Source organism: Mycobacterium sp., from assembly GCF_050701675.1.
GTDB lineage: Bacteria > Actinomycetota > Actinomycetes > Mycobacteriales > Mycobacteriaceae > Mycobacterium.
In genome coordinates this window covers 1-11679 of the sequence record NZ_JBOGDD010000457.1, presented here as the reverse complement: position 1 = coordinate 11679, position 11679 = coordinate 1, and the positions used below count along the sequence as shown (strand labels likewise).

At 66.4% G+C, this 11679-nt stretch carries 10 protein-coding genes; 6 read left to right on the top strand and 4 right to left on the bottom strand.

Annotation, left to right across the window (positions count from 1 at the left end; genetic code table 11):
• The 6 genes from ACRDUX_RS13850 to ACRDUX_RS13825 form a co-directional block, all read left to right on the top strand.
• A partial coding sequence (locus tag ACRDUX_RS13850; protein ID WP_526414602.1) for a cytochrome P450 occupies nucleotides 1-1188 on the top strand: 1188 nt, incomplete at its 5' end.
• Between the two features lie 20 nt (nucleotides 1189-1208).
• Nucleotides 1209-2702 carry a class I adenylate-forming enzyme family protein gene (locus ACRDUX_RS13845; RefSeq protein ID WP_526414601.1) on the top strand — a complete coding sequence of 498 codons (1494 nt, stop codon included), beginning with the start codon at nucleotides 1209-1211 and terminating at the stop codon, nucleotides 2700-2702.
• A complete protein-coding gene (locus ACRDUX_RS13840) occupies nucleotides 2699-3868 on the top strand; it encodes an acyl-CoA dehydrogenase family protein (protein WP_526414600.1) in 1170 nt (389 codons plus the stop codon). The genes ACRDUX_RS13845 and ACRDUX_RS13840 overlap by 4 nt, the downstream gene beginning before the upstream one ends.
• 142 nt (nucleotides 3869-4010) lie before the next feature.
• Nucleotides 4011-5147, top strand: a complete 1137-nt coding sequence (locus tag ACRDUX_RS13835; RefSeq protein WP_526414599.1) for an acyl-CoA dehydrogenase family protein — start codon at nucleotides 4011-4013, stop codon at nucleotides 5145-5147.
• Nucleotides 5144-6337 (top strand): acetyl-CoA hydrolase/transferase C-terminal domain-containing protein, encoded by a 1194-nt coding sequence (locus ACRDUX_RS13830; RefSeq protein ID WP_526414598.1) that lies wholly within the window; start codon nucleotides 5144-5146, stop codon nucleotides 6335-6337. The genes ACRDUX_RS13835 and ACRDUX_RS13830 overlap by 4 nt, the downstream gene beginning before the upstream one ends.
• 15 nt (nucleotides 6338-6352) lie before the next feature.
• Nucleotides 6353-7252, top strand: coding sequence for an SDR family NAD(P)-dependent oxidoreductase (locus tag ACRDUX_RS13825; RefSeq protein ID WP_526414597.1), 900 nt, complete (start codon nucleotides 6353-6355; stop codon nucleotides 7250-7252).
• Between the two features lie 75 nt (nucleotides 7253-7327).
• Here ACRDUX_RS13825 and ACRDUX_RS13820 read toward each other — a convergent pair whose 3' ends face one another.
• The 4 genes from ACRDUX_RS13820 to ACRDUX_RS13805 all read right to left on the bottom strand — a co-directional run.
• Nucleotides 7328-8176, bottom strand: coding sequence for a type IV toxin-antitoxin system AbiEi family antitoxin (locus ACRDUX_RS13820; RefSeq protein ID WP_526414596.1), 849 nt, complete (start codon nucleotides 8174-8176; stop codon nucleotides 7328-7330).
• Nucleotides 8177-8264: 88 nt separating this feature from the next.
• On the bottom strand, nucleotides 8265-9206 hold the full coding sequence (locus ACRDUX_RS13815; protein WP_526414595.1) for a VOC family protein: 942 nt from the start codon (nucleotides 9204-9206) through the stop codon (nucleotides 8265-8267).
• Nucleotides 9206-10417: a CaiB/BaiF CoA transferase family protein gene (locus ACRDUX_RS13810; RefSeq protein WP_526414594.1), complete on the bottom strand. Its 1212-nt coding sequence runs from the start codon at nucleotides 10415-10417 to the stop codon at nucleotides 9206-9208. Before ACRDUX_RS13810 ends, ACRDUX_RS13815 begins: the two co-directional genes overlap by 1 nt.
• A 24-nt stretch (nucleotides 10418-10441) precedes the next feature.
• A partial coding sequence (locus tag ACRDUX_RS13805; RefSeq protein WP_526414593.1) for an aldehyde dehydrogenase family protein occupies nucleotides 10442-11679 on the bottom strand: 1238 nt, incomplete at its 5' end.

Genomic DNA, 11679 nt, shown 5'->3' with positions numbered 1-11679 from the left:
GCCGAGGTGGACCTCGACCACCACTCGGCCGAGTTCCGGGAGGACCCACACGCCAGGTTCCGCGACATGCGTGAATCAGGCTGTCCGGTGGCACATTCCGACCACTACGAGGGCTTCTGGGCGCTTGCCGACTATGCATCGGTATTCGAGGCCGCGCGCGACGACGGCCTGTTCAACTCCTATCCGTCGGTTGGTGTGCCCGCCAGCGAGCTGCCGCTGCCAATCCTGCCGATCGAGTCGGACCCTCCGGAGACCCAGGAGTTACGCGAGGTCACGCTCAAACGGTTCTCGCCAGGATCTGCGGAGCGGTTCCGACAGGCCGCCACCGACATGACCAACGAGGCGATCGATGCGTTCATCGAGCGCGGCGAATGCGATCTGGTTGCCGAGTTGACCACCCCGCTGCCCGCCCGGTTGATTCTGCGACTGCTGAACTTCGACGAGTCACGTCACATGGACTGGGTGCACTGGGTGCACAGCACCGTCCACGATCGCGCGCACGATCCGGAGAAGGCCGGGATGGCCGGCATGGAGATGTTCGGCGAGATCGTCAAGCACATGGAGCAGCGGAGAGCCGAAGGCCTTGGCGACGAGCTGTTCAGCGACATCCTGCGCGGTACGTTGAACGACCAACCGCTCGATGACGGTCAGATCACCATGTACACCGTCTTGATGATGCTCGGTGGCATGGATACCACCAGCGGGTTCACCGGTAATGTGCTGCTACGGCTGTGCCGGGATCCCCAGCTGCGCCAGCAGTTCATCGATGACCCGAGTCTGGTCAAGAAGGGCACTGACGAACTTCTGCGGTTGTACACGCCGACTCTGGGTCTGGCGCGCACCGTCTCGCGCGATGCCGACTTCCACGGACAGCCTCTGTGTCAGGGTGATCGCGCGATCCTGATGTGGGCGGCGGCGAATCGCGACCCTGCGATGTTCGAGGACCCCGACGAGCTGGACCTGTCACGCCCGAATGCCAAGAAGCAGATGGCGTTTGGCGTGGGCATGCACCGCTGCCTCGGTTCGCACTACGCCAAGATGATGTTCGACGTCATGATCACCCAGATCCTCGAGCGGCTGCCCGACTTCGAATTGGCCGCGGAGCCGAAGATGTTCGAGGACGCGGGTGAGGTGTACGCCGTGCGGGAACTGCCCGTCAAGTTCACGCCCGGTACACGGCTGAGCTGACGTTGACTGACCGTCATGCGGTGACGGCTGGCACCATCGCCGGTCTGCTGGACGAGTGTGCCGCCAGCCGACCGGATCGTCCACTGCTGCGCGATATCTCGGGTGTGACGCTGACGGTCAGCGCGGTCGCCGCGCTCTCGTCGGCGGCCACTCGATGGCTGTGGGATGTCGGCGTGCGCCAGGGAATGACGGTCGGCTGGCAGCTGCCCTCGCACGTCAACGCGGCAGTGGTGATGCTGGCACTGGCCCGCACGCCCGTCGTCCAGGCCCCGGTGCTGCACCTCTACCGAGCCCGCGAGGTGTGCACCACGGTCGATGTCGCCAAGGCTGACATCCTGCTGGTCGACGAATCGACGGTCGCCAATACGCCAGCAGGGGTGCGCACCGTCATCGTGCCTCCTGACCTCGTCGAGCAGTTGCAGACCTCGATGCGCTCACCGCACCCTGAATTGGGCCGAGCGCATACGGCGGCAGAACCGAGTTGGGTGTACTTCACCTCCGGCACCACCGGCCGCCCAAAGGGCGTGCGCCACCGCGATGCGACGTTGCTCAGCGCCTCACGCGGTTACGTCGCGCACATCGGACTGGGCAGCCATCCTCAGGAGGTCGGCACAATCGCCTTCCCCATCGCACACGTGGGCGGCATGGTGTACCTCGCCGCCGCCCTGCTCGGCGACTTCCCCGTGCTCTTGATTCCCAAGGTGGCCGCCGATGACCTGCCGCGACTGCTCGCCGAACACCGGGTGACGGTGACCGGTGCCAGCACCGCGTTCTACCAAATGCTTCTATCGGCCCAGATGGCCGCGCCGACAACCGAATTGCTGATGCCGGAGTTGCGGATGCTGATCGGCGGCGGCGCCGCGTGCCCGCCCGAGGTACACCGGCAGGTGCGCGAGCACCTGAAGGTCCCCGTCGTACATGCCTATGGGATGACCGAGGCACCGATGATCTGTGTCAGCGAGGCAGCGGACACCGACGAGCAGCTGGCACACAGCGCGGGACGACCGATCCCGGGCTCGGAGGTCCGGATCGGTCCGACCGGCGAGATAGAGCTGCGCGGCGGCAATCTGACACCGGGCTACGTCGAATCCGGGCAGTGGGACCAAGCCGTGACGACGGACGGCTGGTTCCGCAGCGGGGACCGGGGCCATCTGCGTCCCGACGGGCGCATCGTGGTGACCGGGCGGTCGAAGGATCTGATCATCCGCAAGGGCGAGAACATCGCGCCGGACGAGATCGAGAACGAGCTGCTGGGCCATCCCTTGGTAGACGAGATCGCCGTGCTCGGCCAGCCCGACGAACTACGCGGCGAGCTTGTCTGCGCGGTCGTGCGGCGTTCGCAGCGGCACCGCGACGTCACCCTCGACGAGCTGTGCACGTTCCTTGAAGGACGCGGACTGATGAAGCAGAAGTGGCCGGAGCGGCTCGTCCTCGTCGAAGAGTTCCCGCTGACCGGGTTGGGTAAGGTCGCCAAGTCCGCACTGGCCCAACAGATCGCAGGAGAGACCCGTTGACGGCACTGGAAGAAGACGAACGTCGGGAACTCGCGCAGTCCGTGCGCTCCGTCTGTGAGCGGCTGTCGCCGGAGGAGCGGGTACGCGCCGTGGCCTACGGCGAGGGCGCCGCGGGTAGCGCAGGTGAGCAACCCGGTTTCGACACCGCGCTCTGGGACGTGCTGTGCAACCAGGTCGGGGTGGCGGCCATCGCGCTGCCCGAGCGCCTGGGCGGCGCGGGCTACGGCGCGTCGGCACTGGGCGTGGTCGCCCACGAACTGGGCCGCGCTCTGGCTCCGGTCCCGTTCGTCAGTTCTGCGGTGCTGGCCACCGGCCTGCTTCTGGACTTCACCGAGCACGACCCCGACGCCGAGAAGCGCTTCACGGAATTAATCGAAGGCCGGCGCACCGCTGCCGCGGCGCTGACCGGGGACGGCGGGCTGTGGCGTCGATCGGCGGTGGCGCTGATCGCGTCGCGCACCGGCGAGGACTGGCACCTAGACGGCACCGTGCGCCACGTCCTCGGCGGCACTGCCGCCGAGGACCTCGTCGTCGCCGCCACCGCAGAGGACGGCGAACCAGCGGTGTTCCTCATCGATACCACCACCGCCGACGGCGTCGCCGCCGAAGCCGAACGCGTGCTCGACGGCACCAGACCGATGGCCACCGTCACGCTGAACGCGGCGGCCGCGGTCCGACTCTCTGGTGCAGGTCCCATCGACGCCGTCGTCGAACGCAACGTCGATGTCGCGCTGGCCGTCCTGTCGGCGGAGCAGGTCGGCGCGTGCGAACGGGTGCTCGAGATCGCGACGGCCTATGCGCGTACCCGCGAGCAGTTCGGCAGGCCGATCGGCAGCTTCCAGGCCATCAAGCACAGGTGCGCCGACATGCTGGTCGATCTGGAGTGGGCGCGGTCGGCGTCGCAGGCCGCGCTGCAGGCCCTCGACGGCTCTGAAGACGCTAGCGCGGCGGGCGAGTCGGACTGGCGCGCCAGCATGGCCAAGGCGGTGTGCTCGGAGGCGCTGCGCGACGCGGTGTCCGCCAACGTCCAGATTCACGGCGGCATTGGCTTCACCTGGGAGGACCCCGCCCACCTCTACTTCAGGAGGGCGCGGACGGACGAGGTGGTGCTCGGGGCCCCAGCCCAGCACTGGGACCGGTTGGCATCACTGACCAACCTTTCGTGACTCGCTTGCTGGCCACGATCGGCGCGCCTAGACTCCCCAATCGATATAGCTAAATATTTCTCGGATTGACACGTAGAATACGAGGAGGCACCGATGCTCGCCGCATTGTGCTCGCACGTCACCTCCCTCGACGGGAAGTGACGTGCCGGTAGCCGAGGACACCGAGACGCTGCGGTCCGACATCCGGTCGTTTCTGGAGAATGCCGAGAAGCCGGCCGGTCTGCGCAACTACGGGCCCACCCCAACTGACGCCGACGTAGGGCCTGGCCGGGCCTGGCACAGATACCTGGCCGAGCACGGACACGTGTGCCTGCACTGGCCCGTCGAATACGGCGGCCAGGACGCCTCGGTCACCCGGCAGGCCATCTTCGCCGACGAATGCGCCCGCGCCGGCGTTCCGCGACAACTCGGGATCACGGCGATCGACCTCGTCGGCCCAGTTCTGATCAAGTTCGGCACTGATGCTCAGAAGGCTCGGTTCCTTGAGCCGATCCGCATGGGTGACGACGTCTGGACCCAACTCTTCTCCGAGCCGGGCGCAGGCTCGGACCTGGCAGGCGTGCGCACGAAGGCGGAGAAGACCGCCGACGGCTGGCGCATCGACGGCCAGAAGGTGTGGAGTTCCGCGGCGAACTCCGCCAGGTACGGCTTGCTGCTGGCCAGGACGGGTCCGGAGAACCACCGCGGCCTGAGCATGTTCATCGTGCCGATGGACGCCGCAGGGGTGACGGTGCGACCGCTCACCCAGCTCGACGGCGAGAGCAAGTTCAACGAGGTGTTCTTCGACGAGGTCGAACTCGCCGATGACGCGCTCATCGGCGAAGCCGGCCAGGGCTGGACGATCGCCATGGTGACGCTCGGTCGTGAACGGCTGACGCTGGGCTCGCAGGCGGTGTCCATGTTCAAGCTTCACGAGCGGATGATGCAGGCCGCGCGCGATCGCGATCTGCTCGATCCGGTGCTGAGTCGGTCGATGACCAAGCTGTGGAGCCGAATGTGGCTGTTGCGCTTCACCTGGCAGCGGGCCATCGAGGCCGGCGACACCGGTTCGTCGGCGTTTTCGGTGCTCAAGCTGATGACCTCGGAGACCGACCGCGACCTCGGTGACATGGCGACCGAAGTGCTGGGTACCGATGCCTGCGTAGATCCTGGCGACGACTCGGATGGCGCCGAGCTGGTGCACGCGATGCTGGTCGGGCGAGCGCAGACGATCTTGGGCGGCACCAGCGAGATTCAGCGCAACATCCTCGGCGAACGGGTGCTCGGACTTCCGAAATGAGTTCTGTGACAACTCGGCCCGGGCTGACCGCTGCGCTGCGCGACGTGTTGCGCCCGGAGATGACGGTGGCGCTCGGCGACGGTGTCGGTGTGCTGCGGTGCCTCGACGACGGGACGCCCGTGGGTGCGGTACTCACCGAGGTCGCGCGCGACGTGGGCTCGGTATCACTGGTGCTGGGCTGGCTCCCGGCGCCAGTAGAGGGCCTCGACGTCGACGCGTTCACCGAAGTCATCGCGCTGATGCCCGGATGGGGCCTGCGGGACGTGTTGCGCCATCCACGGGCCCGCTTTCTGCCGACGCGACTCGCCGCGATCCCAACCCTGCTGACCGACGTGCTGCAACCGGACGTGCTGATCACTCGGCTGGTTCAGCGCGACGCAGTACTGCAGTTCGGTAGCGAGGTCTCGTGGCAACGCACGGTGTTCGACCGCGGTGCAAGGACTCTCGGTGTGATCGACACGCAGGGCCCTGCGGCGGCCGCCGGGCCCGCGCTCGATGCGTCCGAGGTCGAGGTGCTCGGCGCGGTGCGCGGCGGCCTGGTCCACGTACCGCAGCGCGAGCCCGAACCCATTCACGACGCGCTCGCAGACCAGGTCCTGCGGTTGGTCCCGGAGGGCGCGCGAGTGCAGTACGGTCCGGGACAACTCGGCACCGCTCTGCTGCGCCGAGCAACGGTGCCACTGCGCATCGACACCGGGATGCTCACCGACGCAGTCGTCGACCTCGACCGGCACGGCCTGCTGGTCGGCCTACCCTCGGCGACGTACCTGTTTGGCAGCAAATCGCTGTACGACTGGGCCGATGGGCGCCCGATTCTGCATGGCATTGAACACACGCACGATCTCACCCGGTTGTCGCACGGGGTGCCTCTGATCGCGGTGAACACCGCCATCGAGATCGATCCGTACGGGCAGATCAACGTCGAGGGTGTGGGCGAGAAGGTATTCGGCGGGATCGGCGGACATCCCGACTACTGCGCAGCGGCACGGATGAGCAGCGGCGGCCTGTCGATCATCGCCGTCCCGTCCTCGACCAACGGCCGTTCACCCCTGGTGGAGCAGCTCAGCCGACCCGCCTCCACCCCCGCCCACGACGTCGACGTCATCGTCACCGAGCGCGGACACGTCGACCTGCGTGCCGCCGACTGGTCGCAGCGACGCGCGCTGATCACTGAATTATTCTCTCGATGAAGGAGATGACGATCGATGTCTGAAGGCCCCTTGACCGGCAAGGTCGTTCTGGTCACCGGCGGCGGGCGAGGCATCGGCCGCGGGCACTGTCTCGAATTGGCAAGGCAGGGCGCTGCAATCGTCGTGAACGACCCAGGCGTCGGGCGGGACGGTACGAGCGCGGACGCAGAAGGTCCGGCGGCCGACGTGGTCGCCGAGATCGAGGCGACAGGCGGTAAGGCGGTCGCGCACACCGGTTCGGTGTCGACGTGGGATGACGTCGCCGACATGATCTCCACCGCGGTGGACACCTTCGGGTCCCTGACCGGCGTGGTCAACAACGCCGGAATCCTTCGCGACTCCATGGTGGCCGTCGCCAGCGAGGCCGATTGGGACGCCGTCATCGCCGTACACCTCAAGGGCACCTTCGCCGTCACGAAACACGCCTGTGAATACTGGCGGACACAGTTCAAGGCGGGCAATCGCATTGACGCGCACATCGTCAACACGGTGTCGGGCGCCGGCCTGTGGGGCAACGTCGGGCAGAGCGCGTACGGCGCTGCGAAGGCGGCGATCGCCAACCTGACCGTGGTGACCGCGATGGAAGCGCAGCGTTACGGCGTTGCGGTCAACGCGATCTCACCACTGGCGATGTCACGGATGACCGAAGGCGTATTCGGCGCCCGCGCCGACGATCCCGCGCTGGACCCCGCCCGCAGCTCCCCCGTGGTCGCCTGGCTGCAATCCTCGCAGTCATCCTGGCTGACCGGTCAGATCCTGCGCATCAGCGGCGCCAAGCTGACCCGTATCGAGGGCTTCACCGAGGCGCCTGGCGCCTATCACGCCAAAGACGATACTTCGCTGTCCTTTTCGGAGATCGGCCAGGCTGTCAGCTGGTTGTACGGGACATCGCCACGGGGACTGACCGGGCAGTGACCCTCTCCACCGAGACTGCAACTGACGCGGAGAAATTCGAGTAGCCCACACGGCGGCTTCAGTCTCGTCGTGCGCTCACGGTTCCCAGCCGCGGGCCACCATTGCCCGATGGGTGCGGGCGGTGATGTCGGCGTCACGATCCTCCTTGATGACGCGTGTGACGTCCCAGCCCAGGTGTTGGAGGATTGGCCAGACTCTGAGGTCCTTGACGTACTGGACGCGGTCCGTGCGGTGTTGATCCCCGTCGTACTCGGCGGCGACCATGAACTCCTCCCACCCCAGGTCGAGCGTGCGGACGTGTCGCCCGCGTTCGTCGACGACGGGGATCTGCGTGGTGGGTTTGGGAAAGCCCGCGTCGATGTACAAGAGGCGCAGCCGAGTCTCCCTCGGGGACATCGCGCCGCCGTCGACCAAGGGGAGCAGCTCGCGCAAGCGGCGCGCGCCGCGGGCGCCTGGGTAACGCTTGTCCAGCAACATCACGTCTTCCATCGAAAACGGCCGGGCCCGCATCAGGGCGTCGAGTCGTGCGAGCGCTTGGCCGCGCGCGTGGTGCCTGCCGAGGTCGAACGCGGTCCGCGCGGGGGTGGTCACGGGCAGTGTGCCGATGTACATCTTCTCGTCGTCGGCAATGGTCTCGTTTCTCGCCACGATGCCCCGCGGAGGATGGGTGCAGTTCAGCAGGAGCTCGATCGGGATGTCGTCGTCGACCCACTCCGCACCATGCAACGCCGCGGCAGCTACACCCGAGATGACCGCCCTTCCCTTCGACCACAGCCACGCTCCGTGGGTGCGGTCGCGGACCGATGCGGCATGCTGCTTCGGAACGTAGACGTCGCGAAAGATCGGGCGATACCAGCGTCGCAATGCGTACTCGGTGAGCTCACCGTTGGCCATCGCCTCGGTGCCTCGGAAGGCGTCCCCCATGCGATTACGCTGGCACGCGCCACCGACACTTCAACGAAACTGCAACTACCGCGGGAAAGTCCGAGACGCTTGCGCGGTGGTTGCAGTCTCAGCGGGTGAAGAAGCTCAGCGGCCGTTCGACGAACTCGAATACCACCCCGTCAGGAGAACGCAGGAAGGCGATGTAGAGACCCTCGATCTTGGTTCCCGGCAACGGGCACCACACCGGGTCGCCCATCACTTCGACGAAGTCCGGCACCAAACTCATTGCCTTCTCGGTGTTTTCGACGCGTAAGGCGCACCGGTAGAGACCTTGACGGTTACCGCCCCATGGCACCGGCTTCTGGCCACGGGTATCCGGATGCTGCACGACGGCGAGGCTGAACTGATGGGCATCCTCGGCGAGCACGTACCGCGCCACCACGCATTCCACCGGATCGGCAGACCCGCCGGGTGCGAGTTGCTCGCCGGCCACCTTCGCCGACGTCGGCGCCGTCACCTCGGTGAAGCCGATCCCGGTCAGGAAGTCGCCCGTCGCTACCGCGTCGATGGCGGCAATGCGAACGCCGGAGAACAGCGCACCCGGCTTCTCGCTTGGAGCTTCGGCTATTTCGACGACGACGCCATCCCGGTCGATAGCGAGCACTGACCTCGCGCCCGAAATCAGACCTTCGACGGGTTCGCTCAGCGTGACACCGCCGTCGCGCAGTACCGCGACAGTGGTATCGAGGTCCGCAACGGTGAGCAACGCCGACCGAATGCCTGGTCGAGTGGGATCGCCGCTCGGATCGCGTCGCAGCTGCGGGCTGCTGTACTCGATGGCCTCCAGTGCGCAACCTCCCCGCCCACCACGCGAGTCATAGAGAAACGAGGTCTCACAATATGTTTCGCCGTCTAGCCCGAGAATGCTGCCGTCGGTCGCGACCTCGGGATCGGTCCGCATCCGGGCGGAGAGGCCAAGGTGGCCTGCGTACAGCCCCTCGGTGGCGTCCAGCGACTCGCAGTTGAGGTTGACGTGCAGGAAGCGCCGGGCGAGGTCTTCCGACGCCACTACAGCACTACCGAGTCGATCTTGAACTGAATGATCTCGTCCTCACTGAAGCCGAGTTCGGCGAGCAGCGCGTCGGTGTGCTCGCCATGTTCGGGAGCGCGGTCCAGCTCCAGCGGCGTCTCGTCGTACTGGACGGGGCTGGCAGCCAAGGCGAACTCGATGCCGCCCGTGTTCGTCGCACGCGGTAGGTAGCCGTTGGCGATCACCTGCGGATCGCTGTGCACCTCGTGCGCGGTGTGCATGACGTCCCAGACTCCGTCGAATCCGGCGAAGGCCTTCTCCCAGTGGGAGAGGTCCTCGGATTCGAAGGCCGATCGAATCTCGGCAATGCACTCCTTGCGGTTGCCGAATCGCACTGCCGCGCTGGCATACCGCTCGTCGGCGATCAGATCGGTGCGATCCAATCGTGTGCAGAAGTCCGACCAGAACCGGTCGGCCTGCAACAGAACGAACGCGATGAACCGGTTGTCGCGGGTCTTGTAGATGCTGGCGACGGGATTGGGCATCTCGTCCAAATTGAACTTCGGAATGTCTTGACCGGTGACGCCAGCGCCGACGATATCGGGGCCGAGCTGCCAGACGGCTGCGTTGAGCAGTGACACGTCGACGACTGACGGCTCACCGGTGCGCTCCCTCTTCACCAGTGCCGCAGCGATGCCGCCCGCGATGGCCAGGCCACCGTAGGAGTCGCCGAACGCCGGCCGCTGAATCGGCGGGTAAGAACCGTCACCCGCTGAATAGGCGTCGCCGATGCCCCCGCGCGCCCAGTAGGCGGCGAGGTCGAAACCGCCCTGCGCAGCCAGATCACCCTTGGTGCCGTAGCCGTGGCCGCGGGCGTAGATGATCTTGGGGTTGCGTGCCCGTACCTGCTCGACGTCGATCCCCATCCGTTGCCTGGAGTCTGGCAACAAGTTGGTGACGAACACGTCGGCGGTCTCGATCAGCTTCATCAACAACTCGAGGCCCTCCGGGGTGGAGGTATCCAGCCCGATGCTGCGCTTGCCGCGGTTCGGTTGCTCGACGAAGTGATTGACGCCGCCCGCCCCGGACACGATGCCCGAGCTGATCAGCCCTCGCTGTGGATCACCGGTCTCGGGATGCTCAATCTTGATGACGTCGGCGCCCCAGTCGGCGAGCACGGCGCCGGCGGCGGGAACGAACGTCCATGCCGCCAGCTCGACGACACGGATTCCGCTGAGAATGTCTGACATTGCTTCCTTCGCTTCGGAGGAGATCTAGTACGCGATGACTTTGGTCTGCAAGTGCTGCTCGAACCCCTCGACACCGTTCTGCCTGCCGATGCCGCTCATCTTGTAACCACCGAACGGTGCGTCGGCGCCGTAGAAGATGGCGCCGTTGACGTTCACCGATCCGGTGCGGATGCGCCGGGCCACGGACATGGCGCGTTCGGGGTCGCCGAGCACTGTTCCGGCCAATCCATAGATCGAGTTGTTGGCCATCTCCACGGCGCTGTCGTCACCACCGTCGTAGGGGGTGATCGTGACGACGGGTCCGAAGATCTCCTCCTGGAACACGCGATGCGCGGGGCTGACATCGGCGAGAATCGTTGGGGCGACGAAATATCCGCGGTCCAGACCCTCGGGCTTGCCGCCGCCTACCGTCACCCGAGCGCCCTGCTCCTTGGCGACCCGGATGTACTCCATGACGCGGTCGCGCTGCTTGGCCGACACCAGTGGCCCGCAGAAGTTGGCCGGGTCGCTGGGATCGCCGACTGTGACGCCACCGAACGTCGCGGTGGCCATCTCGACGGCCTCGTCATAGTGCTTGCGCGGCACCAGTATTCGAGTGGTAAGAGCACAACCCTGGCCGGAGTGCATGAGTGCGCCGATGCACCCGGGCACCGTCGTCGCAAGGTCCGCGTCCTCGAGCAGCAGATAGACCGACTTGCCGCCCAATTCCATCAGATTGCGCTTCATGGTTGCGGCCGTCAGCCGACCGATCAGCTCACCGACGGCGGTCGAGCCGGTGAAGGAGATCATGTCAACGCGCGGATCGGTCACCAGACGCTGGGCGACGTCGTTGTCGGACGCGGTGACGATGTTGACCACCCCGGCTGGGATGTCGGTCTTCTCGGCGATGATCCGACCCCATCGCAGCGCCGTCCACGGTGTCTCGATCGGCGCCTTGAGCACCATCGTGTTACCGGTAGCCAGAATCTGGCCCACCTTGTTGCTGATGATCTCGATCGGGAAGTTCCACGGCGTGATCGCCCCGACGACTCCCATCGGTTCCTTCACGACGACACGGTCGTAGGGCACCCCCATCAGCGCGCCCTGCTCGAGCTGCCGCTCCCAGGCGAACTCGGAGATGTGCTGCGCGGGCCACCGGATCGCGTCCGCAAGGGGCCACTCCAGCTGAGCGATGTACGTCATGCCCAGCGGCGCGCCGGCTTCGGCGACCACCTCGGCGCGCATGTCCTCCTTGTCCTGCTGCAGCGCGTCGTGCAACTGCA